Raw genomic sequence first — 19,589 nt, 5'->3', positions numbered from 1 at the left:
CAGTTGGTCTCTTACTCAGTTTCAGTGTCGTTTTCGTCGAGCAAGCCTTCATTGTCAGCGGCGCGGTTAAGCGCTTCGATGCTTTGCTCAGATGGGATAAAATCGATTTCCAGCGCGGCTTTGTCGGCGAAATAGGCAGGCAGCTGCGCCTTAATGGCGGGTGCAAGGTTCTTGAATTCGCCCACCTGCTTGACGAGGTTGCCTTTGCCGCTGACCAGTTGGCCTTCCGCCCTGGTATAGGCTTCGGTGGCGCTTTCCAGCCCCTTCTTGATTCTCTCGAAACTGGCCAGGAAGGAGTTGAGCTTTTTGAAAACGCCCTCTGCTCGGTTGGCCAGCGCGGCGGTGTGCTTGTTCTGATCCTCATAGCGCCAGAGCTGGCGAACGATGTTGAGGCTGGTCAGCAGGGTAGTCGGCGTAGCCACCAGCACATTGTTTTCAATGGCCTGCTGAAACAGGGTTTCATCCGCCTTGAGCGCTTCAACGAACGCAGACTCAATGGGGATGAACATGAACACCATGTCCGGCGAGTTGAGCCCCGGCAGCTTGTAATAGTCACGGTCAGCCAGCTCCTTGATGCGGCTGGCGACGGCCTGGACATGCTCTTTCAGGGCCTGCTTGCGCTCCAGATCGTCTTCCGCGTTCACGTAGCGGGCATAGGCGTTGAGCGAGACCTTGGCGTCGATGATCAGATGCCTGCCCTGGGGCAGGTAAACCACGGCATCCGGGCGCCGGCGCCCCTCTTCGGTAGTAATGCTGACCTCGCGCTGGTAGTCCTTGCCCAGCTGAAGGCCAGAGCGGTCGAGTACGTTTTCAAGCACCAGCTCGCCCCAGTTGCCCTGCAGCTTCTTTTGACCGCGCAGCGCAGTGGATAGCTCATGGGCCTCGGCAGTGATCTGTTGGTTAAGCGCCTTCAGCTGCTCCAGCTCTTTGCGCAGCTCACCCTGCTGGGTGGTTTCGCGGTGATGGATCTCCCGGACCTCTAGCTTGAAGGTTTCGATGGACTGCTGGAACGGCGTCATCACGGCACTCAGACTGAGCTTGCTGCTTTCCTGCAAGGCTTGGGCCTTAGCTTCCAGTATTTCGTTGGAGAGCAATCTGAACTGTTCGCTCAAGCTGGCTTTCTGTTGTTCGAAATTGGCCAACTCACGTGCATGACTGGCCTCACGCTCGTCCAGCTCCGTCTTGAGTTTGGTGTATTCGCTGCTCTGCGTAGCAAAGCGAGCCTGGAGCGTTTCATAGCGCTCGGCAGCAACCACTTGCTGCGCCTTGAGGCCCTGAAGTTGCTCGCGGGCTTCCCGTTCGCCAATTGCTGCCACCTTGGCAAGGGCATCCTGATTGGCGAGCTGGTCCTTGAGCGTGTCGCGCTCACGTTGCAAGGAGATATTGGATGCTTGGGCGGTAGCCAGACGATCAACCAGGTCGTTGACTTTCTCCTGCAACGCCCTACCTTCGGCCTGGGCGGTCTCCAAGCCTTTGACTGCTTCAAGATACTGCCCGTGGGCATCCTCCAGATCCTGCCGCAATTCAGCCTGCACGTCTTTGCCGTCCAGCTGCTCTTGCGTCAACCGACTCACATTGTCGACGGCTGCCTGCATCTGCGCCTTCAACGCGGAATCTGCAACCTGCAAATCATTGGCTCGGGCTTCTGCGGCTTTGAGCTGCTGACCCAGCGCGGCACTGCCCGCGACTGCCGCTGCTAGCGCCTGCTGAGCCTGCTCGAGTTGGGCTTGCAGCAGACTGAGCTGCCGCCCCTGACGCAATGTCGCCACCAAATAGCCCAGCAACACACAAATCAATGCAAGCACGGCAGTGATGACGATGACGTCAGTAGTCCATTGACTGGCTTCCATGTGCTCTCCTAGCGGCTGGCTGGCACGGTTTCCCCGTGCATGAAGGGTTTGAGTACAGCCACGAGCGCATCCACATCCGCAGCAGTAAAAACACCATCGATGCCTTCGTGGGAAATGCTGTCAAACGGCGGCTCGTAGAGCGTTTCAATGACGATACTGCCGTGGGTGGCAATGTAGTTCTTCAACAGGTTCATGAAGCGCACCTGTTGTGCGGTAAGCCCAGGATGTGCGTGCAGAAAGCCCTTGAAGTGCTCTTCGATGGCGTGTGCATCCAGGCCGATTATCTCACGCACGGTGAGGTGCAATTCAGTGGCGGTACGGCCGTAGAATTCGTTGAGCACCTCCAAGCTGACGCCCGGATGGCTGGTGAGGATGGTGGAAGTGAGTTTCTTCAGCTCATGCTCGGCAATGGACTGGCCTTGGTGGATCTTCTGCAGGGTGGGATTCGCGGCCAGCATGTCATCGAGAATGCGCTTGAGCCGACGCCGGTAGATCAGCGCCTCACTGGCTCCTACCATGTATGTCGTGCGCTCCTCTTGGATCACCCCGCCATCGCCGGTGCGGGTCGTGGGAATGTCATAACCCGGCCCGAAATCCACGCGCCGGTACTTCATGATGCCGCGCAATTCCTTGCGGGCATGTTCCAGGCTCGCAATGCTGGCCTGCCGCCAGAACGCGGCACTGCGCACCTCGGCAATCACTGCATCCTTCTGCCGGACCGCCTGGATGTTCACTGCCAGCTTGTCCAAAGCAACCAATAGTTCGGTCTTGCCATCTTCAAAACAGCTGGCCTGCTCCACCAGACAACGCTGGATGTTTGCCATGAGTTTGTCCAGCGCGGTGGCATGCTTGTCACGCAGCACTCGGGCAGACATCAGTGGCGAAATGGTCTCACTGACAAGGTGTTGGGTGCGGCTATCGAAATTCCGTAGCTGGTCGGTCCGCTGCAACTGGTGCACCAACCGCAGCTGCCGACGCACGGCCACACTGCTGTCCGGCAGGTCATTGATGTCTTCGCGCATCAGGCGCACGGCCAGGTCAAAGGCCTCGGCATGGTTATTTTTCAGCGCCACTTGGGCAAGTTCGACGCGTGCGGCAAATGCAGTCTGCAGCAGCGAGTTCCCGCCGGTGTCTTCCGGCTCCTGGTATTCCTGCTCGAAGAATTCGAAATTGCCGTAGTGATCAAAGATCAGAAATTCGGCCTTATGCTTGCCCGGGCCGAAAAGATGCGGGCGAAGACGCGTGCCACGGCCAATCATCTGCCAGAACTTGACCCATGACTTGACCGGCTTCGCGAACACCAGGTTCACCACCTCTGGCACGTCGATGCCGGTATCGAGCATGTCTACCGAAATGGCGATGCGGAAGTCGTTGTCCGGCCTCTTGAACTCCTTGATCAGGGTTTCCACATGCGGGATGTCGTTGTGGATGACCTTGCACACACGCGAGCCGTACTGCGGGTAAAGCTTGGTGAAGATCTTTTCCAGATGCTCGGCGTGATCCTGGCGCTGGGCAAAGACAATGGTCTTGCCCACCAGGGAGCCGGTGTCATCCTTGACGCCGTTGTCGATCAGGTTTTCCAGAATGATGCGGTCGGTGGATTCGCTGAAGATTCGGCGGCCGATATCCTTGCCGGCAATGGTGGTGCGCTTGGCTTCTTCCTCGCCCAGATCCTCTTCCAACTGACGCTTCTGCTCGTCGTTCAGGTCGTTGTAGTGGATGCCATCGCGCAAGAAATCAGTTGTCAGGTCACGCACGCGGAACGGCACCAGATACGGCGGATCGTTGTTGATGGCCGCATCCAGGCCGAACTCGAATGTCGGGTCGGTGGTTTCGCAATCGAACATGTCGAAGGTATTGCGGCTGATGAACCTTACCGGCGTGGCGGTCAGCCCGACCTGCAGAGCGTCAAAGTAATCGAACAGGTCGCGGTATTTGTTATAGATGCTGCGATGGCTTTCGTCAGCAATGATCAGGTCGAAGAAGCCGACATCCAACTGCGCGAAACGGTTCATCATCCCCGGGAAAGTAGCGATGTAGATGCGCGCGGTCTGGTCAACCTTATTGGCTTCGCCGATTACGCAGCGCGGTTCGCTGGGCAGGTTCTGCTTGAAGGCATCATCGGCCTGGACGCGCAGCTCCTTGCGGTCGCACAGGAACAGCACGCGCTTGGCCCAGCCGGTGCGCAGCAGAAGTTCGGCCAAAGCAATTGCAACGCGGGTCTTGCCGGTGCCGGTGGCCTGGATGATCAGCGCCTTGCGCCGCTGCTTCTGGAAGTGCGCGGCAACGGTCTTGATCGCCTCGATCTGATACGGCCTGTCGGCAATGCTCAACTCGGGGTTGTGTTTTTTCAGCTCGGCAACGCGGTACTGACGCTGGTAGATCAGGTATTCCAAGCTGTCCTTGCCATAGAAGCCATACACCTGCCGATAGCCGTTGTACTGCTTGTCATCCCAGATGAAGGTCTCATAGCCATTGCTGTAGAAGATCACCGGGCGTTGCATGCCCATGCGTTCAAAACCATCGGCATACATGCGGGCCTGTTCGCGCCCCGCCTGCAGGCTGACGTTGCCTGATTTCTTGGCTTCGACCACCGCCAGAGGCTGGCCGTTGTCTCCCCACAGCACATAGTCTGCATAGCCCTTGCCGCTGGCGTTGCCTGGAAAATCGACTTCCACCTCCAACCCGACCTGTGCGGGGCTGCCCACATCCCAGCCAGCCTGAAGCAGCATAGCGTCAATCAACAGCTTACGGGTCTTGGCCTCGCTCCATTGCAGGCTGCCGGCAACCTCCTCGCTCCTTTCCTGGCGCTGCTTCTGGTCTGCCGGAGCGGGCATTTGCAGCTTTTCAATATCACGTACCCGCTGCTGCTCCAGTTGCCCCACAACACGCTGCAACTCTTCCTGTTGCTTGGACAGCTCCTTCTCGTAGCTGGCAACCGACTTCTGCAGCGCATTAAGCGCAGTGGCGGGGTCCTTGACCTCGACAAAAGCCGGCAAGTTCGAATGGGCCAACCCGTAGTACTTCACCGCCATGTATTTGGCCAGCTCGTGCGCCGTCTTCAGTGCCGACTTGGCTGTACGAACATCTCCCTCGCCGCCATGAGCCGTTTCATTGCCCTGGATACGCAGGAAGTTGATCTGGTGGACTAGTGAGCTGCTTGTGCACGCAGTGAATACCGGACTCTTCACCAAGCTATAGAACGTGGACTGCGGCAAACGCGGCAGGCGCTCTTCGCTGTAGATGGTCTTGGTCAGCTCCTCGGCGAAGCTGCGCAGGCGCGTCAGTGCACTGCCCGCATCGACATGCAGGACTCCCTCAGCAAGACCGGCCAGATTGGCCAGCAGCTCGTTCCCGGGGCGAAGAAATTCAAAGTTGACGGATTTCATGCAGGAGACTTCTGTCCTTGGAGGCCTCGAAATCAAGGCTGTGCGGCGTTGCATGCGAGCAACTATAGCCTACTCATCAGTCTGACCAGAGCCGGGATGGCGAGTTCGATGAAAGGGTAGGTAACTCTATTTATAGCGAAAATCATCGACGGGAGCTGGGTTAGAATCAGGCTGTGTCGTTGGACACTTTCGCTGTCGCTGTACCCATGTGTTACAACCCTTACAATTGCTCAGCGAGCAATTTCTTCAGCCGGGTGTTCTCCTCGTCCATATCGTTGAGCCGCTTCGCATCCGGCACCGTCATATAGCAGTATTCTTCAATTACGCATGATGGGGTTATAAACTAAAAGCCCCGCAAAAGCGGGGCTTTGTAAGACTTTTTATCAACACTCTCAACTAGGTGTTTCTTAGAACGGAATATCGTCGTCAGCGAAGTCGTCCATCGGCGGCGCCTGCTGCGGCTGCGGGCGCTGGTTGCCACCCTGGTTGCCGTAACCGCCGCCCTGGTTGCCGCCCTGGTTGCCGTAGCCACCGCCCTGGCCACCACGCTGGCCACCGCCACCGCTGCCGTACTCCTGACGCGGCGCCTGCTGGCGCTGCGGACGATCGCCACCGTAGTTGCCACCACCGCCGCCACCGCCGCCTTCGCCACGGCCGCCCAGCATCTGCATTTCATCGGCAATGATGTCGGTGGAGTACTTCTCCACGCCGTCCTGGCCGGTGTACTTGTCGTAGCGCAGGCTGCCTTCGACGTAGACCGAGCTGCCCTTGCGCAGGTACTCGCCGGCGATCTCACCGAGCTTGCCGAAGAACACCACACGGTGCCATTCGGTACGTTCCTGCTGGTTGCCATCCTTGTCCTTGCGGACGCTGGTGGTGGCCAGGCTGATGCGGGTGATCGCCATGCCGCCCTGGGTGTACTTCACGTCCGGGTCGTTGCCGAGATTGCCGACCAGGATGACTTTGTTGATGCCGCGCGCCATAGGTACCTTCGTCCGTTGTCCAGGGGCAGACCGCCAGTGATAGCACAGCCCCGGGCGGGGGTGCAGTAGGCTGGGCCGCCCCTGTTGAAATTTGGGGGAATGCGAGAACGATGCATCTTAGCATTGCCGCCGCCATCTGCCCGGCCGGAAGACCCCGGCCGCGCCGGAGGATTGAACTGATTTCCTTGTCCGGCAATGACTTACCGTTGCCTCAACGGCCGTCCGAAGAGGCATTCGCGTCTGCCCATGGCATCATGCCCGGGCACCTTCCCCCCTGCCCCTTCCGCGTGCCCATGACGATCAAAGGCAAAGCCACCTCCCTGGACATCGCCCACCTGGCCGGGGTCTCCCAGCCGACCGTGTCGCGGGCCCTGCGGGGCAGCCCGATGGTCAACGCCGAAACCCGCGAGCGCATCCTGCGCATCGCTCGCGAGCTGAACTACAAGGTCGACAAGAACGCCTCCAGCCTGCGCCTGCGCAACGCCGGCACGCTGGCCCTGCTGTTCTTCGAGGACCCGACCAACGACGACTCGCTGATCAACCCGTTCTTCCATTCGATGCTGGGCTCGATCACCCGCGCCTGTGCCCTGCACGGGCAGGACCTGCTGGTCTCGTTCCAGCAGCTGTCCACCGACTGGCAGGCCGATTACGAGGACAGCAACAAGGCCGACGGCATCATCCTGCTCGGCTATGGCGACTACCACGAATCGCGCGACCGCCTGCAGCGACTGGTCGAACAGGGCACGCACTTCGTGCGCTGGGGCGCCGCGCTGCCCGGCCAGCCCGGTGTCTCGATCGGCAGCGACAACTTCCAGGGCGGGCACGACATCACCACCCACCTGTTGAAGCAGGGCTGCCGCCGCATCGCCTTCCTCGGCCATGCCTCCAGCCATTACCCTGAGTTCCAGGAGCGCTACCGCGGCCATGTCGCGGTCCTGCAGGACCACGGCCTGGCCGCCGAACCGGCGCTGCAGCACGATGCGATCACCACTGAGGCCTCCGGCCAGGAGGCCTGCCAGGCGCTTCTGGCGCGTGGCGAGCCGATCGATGCGATCTGCGCCGCCAGCGACCTGATCGCCATCGGTGCGATGCGCGCCCTGCGCGACGCCGGCCTGCGCGTGCCGCAGGACGTGGCGGTAACCGGCTTCGACGACATCCCGCTGGCGGCCTCGGTATCCCCGGCGCTGACCACGGTGCAGCAGGACACCAAGCAGGCCGGGCAGCTGCTGGTGGAACGCCTGCTGGCGCTGATCGGCCGGCAGCCGGTGGAAAGCCAGAGCATCCCGGTGAAGCTGGTGGTGCGGGAATCGTCGCTGCGCGGGTAAGCGCAGTCAGCGCGCCGCCACCTTCGGTCCCGGCAGCGCCAGCCGCACCTAGGCCACGATCGAAGCGACGGTGCCCAGCGCCGCCGGCACTCCGAACGTCCATGCCGAACGGCCCTGCTGTCGCGCCCGCTGCGCCAGATGCCAGGCCGCGCGCAGCAGGTGCATGGACACCAGCGCGGCGGCGATGGCTGCGACCAGGAAGATCAGCGCAAAGCGGGAATGAGGGGCCGTTGGGGCGTTCATGCGGCCAGCCTGCGCACCATCACCAGAACTCGAAGGCTGCGATTGTCGGCTTCCTGCAGCGGCTCCCAGCCCAGCCGAGCGTACAGGCCGCCATCCAGCGCTTCGGTCTGTAGATACAGCTCGGAAACGCCCATCCGCATCGCCTGCGCCGCTGCCTGCTCGACCAGGCCACTGGCCAGTCCGCGGCCCCGATGACTGTCGGCCACGAACACACTGCCCAGCCAGTGCTCGTACTGCGGGAAGGCCTGCATCTCGCGGCGCTTGAGCTGGACCGCACCGACCAGCTGGCCGCCATCGAAGGCGGCCATCAGGTGCGGGAATCCCCCGGCATCCTGCGGCAGGTTGAGCCGCTGCAGTTCCTGTTCCAGTGAAAGGCCAGCCTCCCGGCCCCATTGCGCGTGGTACCACTGCGCCAGTTGCATTCGTTCCGGCGCGTCAGCCGGAAGCATCCTGAATTCCATGGCAGAGCCTCGTTCCCGATGTTATCCAGAGGGGACCACGTCGGGCGGCCGAAGGGAAGCTTGCTGTTGACTGATCTGGCAGATGGCAGGAGCAGCCGAGCATGGCTCGACGCTACAAGTGACGAGGCGGCGGCTCAGCCCTGGGCGAAGTCCTTCAGGATTTCGCCCACGCCGCTCGGGGAAACCTCAAAACCCAGCGAAGTACCCGGGTTGATCACCACGCCATAGCCCCCCGGCACCCGGCGCAGCACGTCCAGCATCAGCCAGCGGATCTGGTGTTCGGCCTGCTGGCTGTAGATGCCCACCCGCGATGGATCGGTGAACACGGCCACATGCAGGGTGCCCTGCTTGTCGAACAGCAGCGGGTCGAAGCCGCTGCCATCGGGGGTGACCAGGCTGCCGGTCAGCAGCACGACTTCGGAGGCAACGAAGGCCTCCATGAAGGCGCGGATCGGCACCGCCCCGTCCATCGCCGCCTTCAGCAGGGTTTCAATCGGGGTCTGCGGGGCGAGGTCGGTCATGGCGGTACGGTGGGGCGTGAGGGGTGCCTATTGTAGAGTCGGGCTTGCTCGACTGCTCGAAAAGCGTGCCAACCAAGGTTGGCACCCACCAGAGCGGTAGGGCCGGACCATGCCCGGCGGCGCCCTCACCGCCCCAGCCGCTGGTCGCGCGCCTGCTGGTCGGCCATGGCCTTGTCCAGTTCGGCCTGCAGCGCTGGCTGCTTCACCTGCGCGTCCAGCACGTAGACCCTCACCCCGTGCGCGGGGATTTCGGCCTGAAGGCGGCCGTCCACCCTCAGCGCCCCGCCCCCCAGCGCATCGCGCCAGGTACCGGCCTGCAGGTAGCGCTCCACGCTGAACGTCTTCGCCCGGTCGCCCTTGTTCAGCAGCACCAGCGCGGTCTGCGCCACGTCGCCATGCTGCAGCACGCGGAAGAACACCGCCTCATCACCCTGCAGGCGCTCGTTCACCTGCAGGCCACGCTGCAGCGCCGGCGTGGCTTCGCGCAATCGCGCGATACGCTGCAGCGGCGCGAAGATCGGGCTCTGCGGCGCAGCGTCCACGCGCGACTGGCCGAAGTAGGCGCGGTTGCCGGCATGCTCGGCGCGGCCACGCATGAAGCCGGTTTCCGAACCGTAATAGACCACCGGAATGCCGCGTGCGGTGAACAGCCAGTTGTGCGCGTCGATGAAGCCGTTGTCGCTGGCCTGCAGGCGCGGCATGTCGTGGTTGTCGTAGAAACTCATCAGCTCGTACGGGTTGGCGTATGGCCCGCCACTCAGGTGCAGCGGTTCGGCCAGCGTCTCAAAGCCCTTGCCGGCAGTGCCGAAGGTCTGCTCCATCGCGCCACGCAGCGGGAAATCCAGCACGCTGACGTTGGCATTGGCCGGCCAGGTGTGTTCGGCAATGCTGGCCGCGTTGTAATCGAACGCTTCGCCGAACATGAACATGTCCGGATGCTCGGCGCGGATGCGCTTGACGAAGGCGTGCCACCACGGGTGCGGCAGCCAGCCAATGGTGTCGATGCGCAGCGCATCAACGCCCTGTGCGGTCCACTGCAGGTACGCACCGACCAGATAGTCCATCACCGCCGGATTATCCTGGTTGAAGTCGGACAGCTCGGCCAGGTTGCCGTCGAAGATCGAGCCATCCTTGCTGTCGACCGGGCCGATGTTGTTGTAGAAGGCGTGCAGCGGGTTGTGCTTCGGATCCAGTTTCTGCGGCGGCAGGTTCTGGTGGTCGGCAATCAGCTTTCCGTCCTTGTCGAAGAGCTGGCCGAACTGCGGCTGCCGCGTCGGCATGGTCCAGGCCGGCGAACCGTGGTTGCCGACGATGTCCAGCACCACCTTCAGGCCTGCGCCATGCAGGCCCTGGGTCAACCCGGCGAAGTCCAGGTCCTTGCTCGGCAAGTGCTCATCGAGTTTGTAGAAATTGATGCCCCAGTAGCCGTGATAACCGGTTTTGCCGCGATCGGTCAGCGTGCTGGTACAGCTGATCGCTTTGCTGCCGGTAAAGGCCTCGTCCGGGTTGTCGACAATCGGCGTGATCCACACTGCGCCGAAACCCAGGTTGCGGATGTATTGCGCATTGTCGAGCACGCCGCGGAAGTCGCCGCCGAGGTAGCCGATGTTGCCGTCGACCTTGTCCGGGCATGGCACCGGGATATCGAAGGTGCGGTGCTTGCCGCCCTGGTCGCGATGATCGTTGGACGGGTCGCCGTTGACGAAGCGGTCGGTGACCACGAAATACACCGCATCGCTGGCGAACGGCTCGGTGGTGCCGACGTAGTCCGGGCGCGGCGCAGCCGCCGCATGGCCGGCCAGCAGCACCAGGGAAACAGCAACAGACAGCGCTCCACGCATCACACCACCTCCGGACGGGACGGAACCCGCAGCACGCACAGGCCGGCGACGAACAGGCTGCAGCCGCCCAGCACCAGCACATGCATCGGCTGGCCACCCAGCCAGGCGCGCAGGGCAAAGCCGAGCGCGCTGGCCGCCACCAGCTGCGGGATCACGATGAAGAAATTGAAGATGCCCATGTACACGCCCATCTTCGACGCCGGCACGCTGTCGGACAGCAGTGCGTACGGCAGCGACAGGATCGACGCCCAGGCGAAGCCGACGCCGGCCATCGACAGCAGCAGCCAGTGCGGATCACGGATGAACATCAGCGAGACCAGGCCGGCGCCGCCCAGCCACAGGTTGACCAGGTGGCTCCAGCGCAGGCCGATCGCACGCACCATCGGCGGGATCAGTACCGCGGCCAGCGCAGCGAAGCCGTTGTAGGCACCAAACAGTACGCCCACCCAGTTGGCGCCTTCGTTGTAGGCCGCCGACTGCGGATCGATCGAGCCGAAGTGGGTGCCGGCCACCGCGGCGGTGGTGTAGATCCACATGGCGAACAATGCGAACCACGAGAAGAACTGTACCCAGGCCAGGCGCCGCATGGTGACGGGCATCGCGCGCAGGTCGCCAACGATGGCGGCCAGCATGTGGGTGTCTGGCAGCGCGCGGGCGAGCGCCAGCAGAAGGCCATAGCCCGCACACAGGCCGGCCAGCACGTACAGCATCCTGTCGCCCTGCCGCCAGGCGATCAGCAGCGCCAGCAGCACGCCCAGCCCCAGCCAGAACACCACCTGCGCCCACGGTGCCGGTCCGCTGACCGCGGCTGCGGTGTGGTGTGCCGGCGGCTCGGCATCATCGAAGCCGGCCAGCTCTGCGGGCGAGTACTCGCGGGTGCTGACCACCGTCCAGGTGATCGCCGCCAGCAGCACCACTGCGCCGAAATAGAAGGCATAGCGAACGGTGTCCGGCACTTCACCTGCGGCGGCCGTATTGGCGATGCCGAACTGGGCCAGGATGAAGGGCAGGAAGCTGGCGACGATCGCGCCCACGCCGATGAAGAAGCTCTGCATCGCATAGCCGGCTGGCCGCTGGCGTGGCGCCAGCTGGTCGCCAACGAAGGCACGGAACGGTTCCATCGACACGTTGATCGACGCATCCAGAACCCACAGCGTGCCGGCGGCGATCCACAGCGTCGGCGAATTCGGCATCACCAGCAGGGCCAGGGTGGTCAGTACCGCACCGATCATGAAGAAAGGACGGCGGCGACCCCAGCGGGTCCAGGTGTGGTCGGACAGGTAGCCGATCACCGGCTGCACCAGCAGGCCGGTCAGCGGCGCGGCGATCCACAGCCCCGGCACCGCCTCCATGTCCGCGCCCAGGGTCTCGAAGATGCGGCTGGCGTTGGCGTTCTGCAGGGCGAAGCCGAACTGGATGCCGAGGAAGCCGAAGCACATGTTCCAGATCTGCCAGAACGACAGCTGCGGCTTTGCAGGGCGGCTCATCGGTTGCCCTCGACCACAGCCACTGGCGCCACCTTCAGCGCCTGCACCTGGGCCTGGTTGAGCACGCCGTCGCGCCCGCCCTTGCCGCCGGTGTAATGCGCGAAGTGCTGCAGCGCGCTCATGTTGAAGCCCTCTTCCAGCTTCACGCTGCAACGTCCCTTGGGCACGCTGAACGTCGCGGCAGTGGAATCCTGTGCGGTCACGCTGTGCGGCAACGTCACGGTCAAGCGCTGCACGGGCTGGGCGGCGCACTGCACCGCCAACTGCTTCACTGCGGCGGTCACACCGGTGTTGATCGGTCCATTGGGGTTGCTGTACTGCAGGCGCAGGCGCACCTGCCCGGCCTTGGCTGCAGTGAACTGCCACTGGCGTGCACCGCGCAGCACCTGCTGTGGGCCAACACACAGCATCGGGCTGTGCAGCGATTCCAGTGCACCTTCGCGACGGGTCAGGCTCAAACAATGCTGCAGGCCGTCGTCGCCGATCCGTGCCACGCCCTTGTGGATCGCGGTCACCGCCCGGCCGTCCTGCCACAGCACCTGGCCTTCGGCCACCGCTACCGACCAACCCTTTCCGCTGCGCCGCGCCTGCGGTGCGGCCGGAGTTGCCGGTGCACGCGCCTCTGCATCGGCCGTGCTGGCGGGCAACGTGCGCGACGGCGCGGCCACCAGCTGCACGGTAGTGGTGGTCCCGCGCATCTTCACCTTGCCCGCCACCAGCAGGCCATCACCCACCTGCTTCGGTCGCTCCAGCACATAGCGCTTGCCATTGGCTTCCAGCGCGATGCGGCGCTGCTTGCCGAACAGTTCGGGCACCAGCACCGCCGGCAGCTTGGGCTGCACCCGGCCATCGTCCTGCACGCCGAATACGCCTTCGACCACCATCGACAGATAGCCGGCCACCGACCACAGCTGGCGTTCGGAGTTGACCACCGGGCCGCTGAGTGCGCCTTCGTCAACATGCACGGCCTGGCTGGCCAGTTCGTAGTTCTCCATGTTGGAACCGGCCAGCGCGGCGCCCTGCATCAGCGAGCGGATCTCGGCGGCGATGCGCGGCGCGTCGTCCAGCTGCCGCGCGGCACGCAGCGAGTAGGCACTGACGAACGGCCAGATCGCGCGGTTGTGGTAGATCGGCTGCTGCGCCTCCTGCGGCCACACCACCGGGCTGCCGGCCGGCCCCATCGGGTAGGCAGCCAGTGCACGGCGCGCGCGCTCGGGTGGCAGCACCTCGGCCAGGATGCCCAGCGACAGGCCAAGCAGATCGACCTTGGCGTACGGTACCGGGTGCGCGGCTTCGCCGATGTAGCTCATGTACTGGCCAATATCCTCGCGCCAGAAGCGTGCATCGATCTGCTGCGCCAGCGCATCGGCCCACGCCTTGTAGTCGGCCGCGCGGGCGTCGCCGTGCTGTCCAGCGAGGCGTTCGGCCAGGCGCAGCGCCTGGTAGTGCAGTACGTTGGTGGACAGCGCGTAGGAATCACCGATGAAGCGCACGTCCTCACGGGTCCAGCCCGGATAGGTCTGCTCGCGCCAGTCCAGGAACGAGGTCTCGCCACGGTACAGGCCCATCTGTGCGTCGAACACCATCGCGCGGTCCTGCGCCAGCGTGCCCTGCAGCGCCTGCCAGACCTGGTCGGCAAATGCGTGATCATCCAGCAGGTGGCGCGCGGCCAGGAACCACACCACGCGGTCGCTGCTGATCGGCCAGCTGCCACCGGAACCGGTGTCCTGCGCCACGAACAGTCCGGGCGTCTGCCCGTCGCGTGCCGCCGACAGCTTGAACTGCAGCGACTGCCGGGTGCGCTGCGGATCCAGCCGCGCCAGCGCCAGGTCGGCGGCAAAGCTGACATCGCGGGTCCACACATAAGGCCAGCGCGCGCCGGTCTGGAAGCACGCGCACGGCACCGGCCGGCCTTCGTCGAACGCAGGATCGCGGATCGCATCCACGCGGTCCTGGTCCATCTCCTGCTGGGCCAGCGCGAACAGTGCATCGAACATCACGCTGCCGGTCTGGCTGCGCATCGGCATCGGCGCGATGCGCACCTCGCCCTTCTGCGCATGCAGCACGAAGCTGCCCTTGGCAGCGGCTTCGGCGCGCGCATGGCGGCCGTCGAATTGCAGGTCGGCCGCCTGCGCGGTCGATCCCAGCGCTGCCCCCAGGGCAGCGGTCAGGCAAATGGTCTTCAGCATCGAAGCGGCGGACCGGCTTGCGCCCGTCGGCCTCCCTCCCTCTCTGCACGCGTTGTAGGTCCGCACCGTCGTTGCCGGCGGGCGGGCGCGGCCCCTCCCTCAAGGTGCCTTGGCCCCATGGTAGACGCGGGGCTGTCGGCTGCGTCCAGCTGCATACGTATTCATGGCGTTGCGCGGTAGCGCGCCTGCCGCGCTGGCTTATGGTCCGGGTCTGCCAACGGCGCCTTGGGAGGGGAACTGCCGATGTCACCCACTGCAGTACGCGCGGCAATCGCGCACCTGCTCGGTCTGGCCCTGCTGACCTGGGCCACGCTGGCACAGGCCGCGCCACAGGTGGCCAGCGTCGAATCACCGGGCAAGGTGCTCACGGTCAGCCTGGTGCTGGACGGCGGCACCGCCCGCTACCGCGTGGAACGCCTCGGCCAAACCGTGGTGGAAGATTCGAAGCTCGGCTTCGCCCTGCGCGACGGGCGCCTGGACCGCGATTTCGCCCTGCTCGGCCAGCAGCGGCGCAGCGTCGATGACCGCTGGGAGCAGCCGTGGGGCGAACGCCGGATCACCCGCAACCACTTCAACGAGCTGACCGTGCAGCTGGCCGAGACCACTGGCAGCAAGCGGCGGCTGGATGTGGTGTTCCGCGTCTACGACGACGGCCTGGGCTTCCGCTATGTGTTCCCCGAACAGCCGAACCTGCACGAGGCGATCATCGATGACGAACTGACCGAGTTCGCCATCGCACAGGATTCCACCGCGTGGTGGATTCCCGCCGGCGAACCGATCCACTACGAATACCTGTACCAGCGCACGCCGCTGCGTGAAGTTCCGCTGGTACACACGCCGATGACCCTGCGCAGCCGCGATGGCCTGCATGTGGCGATCCACGAGGCGGCGCTGGTGGACTATGCCGGCATGTGGCTGCGGCGAACCGAGGGCCAGCGCCTGCGCGCGCAGCTGTCGCCCTCGGCGGAAGGCTGGAAAGTGCGCCGTGCCCTGCCCTTCGCCACGCCGTGGCGCACGCTGCAGATCGCCGACCGTGCCGGTGGCCTGGTCGAATCGGACCTGATCCTCAACCTCAACGAGCCCAATGCGCTGGGCGACGTGAGCTGGGTGAAGCCGGCCAAGTACCTGGGCGTGTGGTGGTCGATGCACCTGGACAATGAGAGCTGGGCGACCGGGCCGAAGCACGCGGCCACCACCGCCAAAACGAAGAAAGTCATCGATTTCGCCGCCGCGCACGGCTTCCGTGGCGTGCTGGTGGAAGGCTGGAACCCGGGCTGGGACGGCATGTGGGTGGGCAACGGTTACGACTTCGACTTCACCCGCGCCACGCCCGATTTCGATATCGAAGCGCTGTCAGCGTATGGCCTGAACAAGGGCGTGCACCTGATCGGCCACCACGAAACCGGCTGTGCCATCGAACATTACGAGGACCAGCTGGGGGCCGCGCTGGACCTGTACGCACGGCTGGGCGTGGACCAGTTCAAGACCGGCTATGTCTGCGACGACGGCCAGGTCGACCGCCGCAATCCGGCCGGTGGCCCACTGTGGCGCGAGTGGCACGACGGCCAGTTCATGGCCCGCCACCACCTGAAGGTGGTGCAGGAAGCCGCGCGCCGCCATCTGTCGGTGAACCCGCATGAGCCGATCAAGGACACCGGCCTGCGCCGTACCTATCCCAACTGGATCTCGCGCGAAGGTGCCCGTGGCATGGAATACAACGCCTGGGGCCAGCCACCGAACCCACCGGAGCATGAGGTCAACCTGGTGTTCACCCGCATGCTGGCCGGGCCGATGGATTACACCCCCGGCATCCTCAGCCTGAAGGGCCGCCACGGCCAGGCCATTCCCAGTACATTGGCCCGCCAGCTGGCGCTGTACGTGGTGCTGTACAGCCCGATCCAGATGGCCGCCGACCTGCCCGAGCACTACCTGCAGCATCGCGAGGCGTTCCGCTTCATCGAGGACGTGGCGGTGGACTGGGAGCAGAGCCGCGTGCTCGATGGCGAAGTGGGTGACTACGTGACGATCGTGCGCCGCGACCGCAACAGCCGCGACTGGTTCCTCGGCAGCATCACCGACGAGCATGGCCGCGTGCTGCCGGTAACGCTGGGATTCCTGGAACCAGGCGTGCGCTACCGCGCCGAAATCTACCGCGATGGTGACGGTGCCGACTTCCGCAGCAACCCGTTCGCGTTCGCCCGCGAAACCCGCGAGGTGACCAGCGCCGATGCCCTGACGCTGGTGCTGGCGCCAGGCGGTGGGCAGGCCATCCGCTTCACGCCCTTGAAATGATGAACGCCCCCGCGCGACGTTCGCCGGGCATCGCCCGGCGCCATCGTGGCGGGGATCTGAAAGCGATTACAACCCTGCGGACGCCATTGAATACGTATGCAGGGTGATCCCCGCGAAGAACGCGCTGCCTACCATAGCGGCGACGACAGCGGCCACCGCGTCGCACGTCCACGGTCACGCCGGGACGTTCACGAATCGATCTGCAACATTGCCTGGGAGGGGAAAATGTTGAACCACAAGCGCAGCGCGCTGAGCATCGCGCTGGCCGTTGTCCTGGCGCCGACACTGGCGTCGGCACAGTCCACGCAGAGCACCACCACGCCGGCCGGCACCGCCGCCACCAACCTGGATACGGTGCAGGTCACCGGCATCCGCCGCGGCATCGAGAGCGCGATCGCGGTCAAGCAGGATGCCACCTCGGTGGTTGAAGCGATCTCCGCCGAAGACATCGGCAAGCTGCCCGACGTCAGCATCGCCGAATCCATCTCGCGCCTGCCCGGCCTGGCCGCCCAGCGCGTGGCCGGCCGCGCGCAGGTGATCAGCGTGCGCGGCCTGTCGCCGGACTTCGCCACCACCCTGCTCAACGGCCGTGAAGTGGTCAGTACCGGCGACAACCGTGGCGTCGAGTTCGACCAGTACCCGTCCGAACTGGTCAATGGCGTGACCGTGTACAAGACTCCGGATGCCGCGCTGGTCGGCCAGGGCCTGTCGGGCACCATCGACATGCAGACCGCGCGCCCGCTCAGCTTCGGCGAGCGCGTGATCGCGGTCAGCGGCCGCTACCAGAAGAGTTCGCTGGGCCGCGCCGCCAACACCGACCCGTACGGCAACCGCTTCAGCGCCAGCTACATCGACCAGTTCCTGGACAAGACCCTGGGCATCGCCATCGGCTACGCGCACAGCGACATGCCGATCCAGGAAAACCAGGTCGGCCTGTATGAGCCGTGGACCACCGAGCACACCGACAAGGGCAACCGCCCGGGCGTTGCGGCGGGCACCTATTTCTCCGACGGCATCAAGGCCCTGCGCCGCACCGGCAACAACAAGCGCGACGGCGTGATGGCCACCATCCAGTTCCGGCCCAACAACAGCTGGACCAGCACCTTCGACGCGTTCCACACCGAAGCCGAGCAGATCGACACCGCCAATCAGTTCGAGCTGAATCTCAGCAACTACAACGGCAACTACACCCCGGGCCTGCTGGTCAGCAATCCGCAGGTCAACGCCAACGGTTCGTTCACCGGCGGCACCGCCAGCGGTGTCTATCCGCTGGTGCGCGGCATGTACAACAAGCGCAAGGACAAGATCGATGCGTTCGGCTGGAACAACGAGTTCAACTTCAGCGGCGTCAAGCTGGTCGCCGACCTGAACTACTCCAAGGCCACGCGCGATGAACTGAACCTGGAAAACAACCTGCAGCTGACTCCGATGCCGCAGCTGGACACGATCGGCGTGACGATCCGCCAGGACGGCTTTTCGCAGATCAGCCCGGGCCTGGACTACTCCAACCCTGACGCGCTGTTCCTGACCAACACCATCTACGGTTCCGGCTACGGCAAGGTGCCGAAGGTGGAAGACCGCCTGAAGGGCGGCAAGCTGGCCGCCACCATTGCACTGCCCGATGCCATCGCCTCGTGGGCACCGGACATCGATATCGGCGTGAACTACGCCGATCGCCGCAAGGTGAAGACCCAGTCCGAAGGCAACATCCTGCTCGGCGCACAGGGCGACGCCAACATCGCCGCGGACCTGCAGTACCGACCGGTGAACCTCGGCTTCGCCGGCCTCGGCACCATTCCGGCGTGGAACGTGCCGGCCGCTGTGGGTCGTTACATGACCTTCAACCCGGTCGACAACCTGGACTACCTGATTCCCAAGTCGTGGACGGTGCAGGAGAAGATCACCACGGCGTGGGCGCGCCTGAACATCAACGCCGACATCGGCGTGGTTGGCGTGCGCGGCAACATCGGCGTGCAGATGCAGCACACCGACCAGAGCTCGGATTCGCGTTACTGGGACAGCTCGCAGTCCGCCGGCAACAACGTGCAGCCGTACTCGAACGGCCGTACCTACAACGACTGGCTGCCCAGCTTGAACCTGGCCTTCATGTTCCCGCACCAGCAGACGCTGCGCTTCGCCGCCGCCAAGCAGGTCGCGCGACCGCGCGTGGACCAGATGCGCGCCGGCCTGGAGTTCGGCGTGGACACCGGTACCGGCCGCCCCGGCGGCAGTGGCGGCAACCCGCTGCTGGACCCATGGCGCGCCACCGCGCTGGACCTGTCCTATGAGAAGTACTTCGGCGAGAAGGCCTACGTGGCCGCCGCGATCTTCTACAAGGACCTGAAGAGCTACGTCTACACCCAGTCGGTGGACAACTACGACTTCACCTCGCTGCTGGGCAGCTACGTACCGCCGCCGGGCATGACCGCGCCGGTGCTGACCACCGGCACCTTCTCCGCACCGCAGAACGGCAAGGGCGGCACGCTGAAGGGCCTGGAACTGACCGCGTCCTTCCCGCTGGACATGCTGACCGACAGCCTGCGTGGCTTCGGCGTGCAGGCCAGCGCGACGTTCAACAAGAGCGACATCACCATCCTGGACCCGGAGAGTGCTTCCAGCGTGGGTACCGACCCGATCAGCCTGCCGGGCCTGTCCAAGCGCGTGTACAACTTCACCGCCTACTACGAGCGCAGCGGCTTTGAAGCACGCGTCAGCCAGCGCCGCCGTTCGGACTTCATCGGTGAGATCGGCAACTTCAATGGCAACCGCAGCCTGCGCTACGTGGTGGGCGAAAACGTGACCGATGCGCAGGTCAGCTACACCTTCAGCGACAGCAGCGCCCTGCGTGGCCTGACCCTGCTGCTGCAGGGCAGCAACCTGACCAACGAGCCGTACCGCACCTATGCCGGCAGCAAGGACCGCCCGCTGGAGTACATCGAGTGGGGCCGCACCTACATGCTGGGCGTGAACTACAAGTTCTGACCATGACCGGGTAGTGCCGGCCGCTG

The 19,589-nt window shown here is 64.3% G+C and carries 12 protein-coding genes; 3 read left to right on the top strand and 9 right to left on the bottom strand.

Translation table 11 applies throughout. From position 1 onward, the window contains the following. Window positions 1–11: 11 nt before the first annotated feature. The 3 genes from rmuC to B9Y82_RS03620 all read right to left on the bottom strand — a co-directional run bounded on the left by rmuC (window position 12) and on the right by B9Y82_RS03620 (window position 6,222). Window positions 12–1,850 (bottom strand): DNA recombination protein RmuC, encoded by a 1,839-nt coding sequence (gene rmuC / locus B9Y82_RS03630; protein WP_100471571.1) that lies wholly within the window; start codon window positions 1,848–1,850, stop codon window positions 12–14. A gap of 8 nt (window positions 1,851–1,858) precedes the next feature. Further along, window positions 1,859–5,239 (bottom strand): DEAD/DEAH box helicase family protein, encoded by a 3,381-nt coding sequence (locus B9Y82_RS03625; protein ID WP_100471570.1) that lies wholly within the window; start codon window positions 5,237–5,239, stop codon window positions 1,859–1,861. A gap of 407 nt (window positions 5,240–5,646) precedes the next feature. Further along, window positions 5,647–6,222: a single-stranded DNA-binding protein gene (locus B9Y82_RS03620; protein ID WP_100471569.1), complete on the bottom strand. Its 576-nt coding sequence runs from the start codon at window positions 6,220–6,222 to the stop codon at window positions 5,647–5,649. 293 nt (window positions 6,223–6,515) lie between these two features. Here B9Y82_RS03620 and B9Y82_RS03615 point away from each other — a divergent pair, with 293 nt between their 5' ends. After that, window positions 6,516–7,547 (top strand): LacI family DNA-binding transcriptional regulator, encoded by a 1,032-nt coding sequence (locus B9Y82_RS03615; RefSeq protein ID WP_100471568.1) that lies wholly within the window; start codon window positions 6,516–6,518, stop codon window positions 7,545–7,547. Between the two features lie 48 nt (window positions 7,548–7,595). On the opposite strand, the gene B9Y82_RS03610 is transcribed toward B9Y82_RS03615, so the two are convergent. The 6 genes from B9Y82_RS03610 to B9Y82_RS03585 form a co-directional block, all read right to left on the bottom strand. Continuing rightward, entirely contained in the window at window positions 7,596–7,790 is a 195-nt protein-coding gene (locus B9Y82_RS03610; protein ID WP_100471567.1) for a hypothetical protein, read from the bottom strand. Beyond that, a complete protein-coding gene (locus B9Y82_RS03605) occupies window positions 7,787–8,251 on the bottom strand; it encodes a GNAT family N-acetyltransferase (RefSeq protein ID WP_100471566.1) in 465 nt (154 codons plus the stop codon). Before B9Y82_RS03605 ends, B9Y82_RS03610 begins: the two co-directional genes overlap by 4 nt. Before the next feature lie 134 nt (window positions 8,252–8,385). Then, entirely contained in the window at window positions 8,386–8,772 is a 387-nt protein-coding gene (locus tag B9Y82_RS03600; protein WP_100471565.1) for an SseB family protein, read from the bottom strand. A gap of 125 nt (window positions 8,773–8,897) precedes the next feature. Continuing rightward, complete coding sequence (locus tag B9Y82_RS03595; RefSeq protein WP_100471564.1) at window positions 8,898–10,613, bottom strand: alpha-amylase family glycosyl hydrolase; 1,716 nt, start codon at window positions 10,611–10,613, stop codon at window positions 8,898–8,900. Further along, window positions 10,613–12,100, bottom strand: coding sequence for an MFS transporter (locus B9Y82_RS03590; RefSeq protein ID WP_100471563.1), 1,488 nt, complete (start codon window positions 12,098–12,100; stop codon window positions 10,613–10,615). Before B9Y82_RS03590 ends, B9Y82_RS03595 begins: the two co-directional genes overlap by 1 nt. Beyond that, window positions 12,097–14,289 carry a Six-hairpin glycosidase-like protein gene (locus B9Y82_RS03585; protein ID WP_100471562.1) on the bottom strand — a complete coding sequence of 731 codons (2,193 nt, stop codon included), beginning with the start codon at window positions 14,287–14,289 and terminating at the stop codon, window positions 12,097–12,099. The genes B9Y82_RS03590 and B9Y82_RS03585 overlap by 4 nt, the downstream gene beginning before the upstream one ends. Window positions 14,290–14,526: 237 nt before the next feature. Here B9Y82_RS03585 and B9Y82_RS03580 point away from each other — a divergent pair, with 237 nt between their 5' ends. Together B9Y82_RS03580 and B9Y82_RS03575 are read left to right on the top strand one after the other, a co-directional pair. Next, the gene (locus B9Y82_RS03580) at window positions 14,527–16,581 is read left to right on the top strand and encodes a glycoside hydrolase family 97 protein (protein WP_100475163.1); all 2,055 of its coding nucleotides are present in this window, start codon (window positions 14,527–14,529) and stop codon (window positions 16,579–16,581) included. Window positions 16,582–16,806: 225 nt separating this feature from the next. Beyond that, window positions 16,807–19,563 carry a TonB-dependent receptor gene (locus B9Y82_RS03575; protein WP_162292078.1) on the top strand — a complete coding sequence of 919 codons (2,757 nt, stop codon included), beginning with the start codon at window positions 16,807–16,809 and terminating at the stop codon, window positions 19,561–19,563. The last annotated feature ends 26 nt before the right edge of the window (window positions 19,564–19,589 follow it).

Origin of the sequence: Stenotrophomonas maltophilia (assembly GCF_002799155.1) — a bacterium.
Classification (GTDB): domain Bacteria; phylum Pseudomonadota; class Gammaproteobacteria; order Xanthomonadales; family Xanthomonadaceae; genus Stenotrophomonas; species Stenotrophomonas maltophilia_R.
Note: the sequence above shows the minus strand (reverse complement) of the source record. Positions and strands in the feature narration are given on the sequence as shown.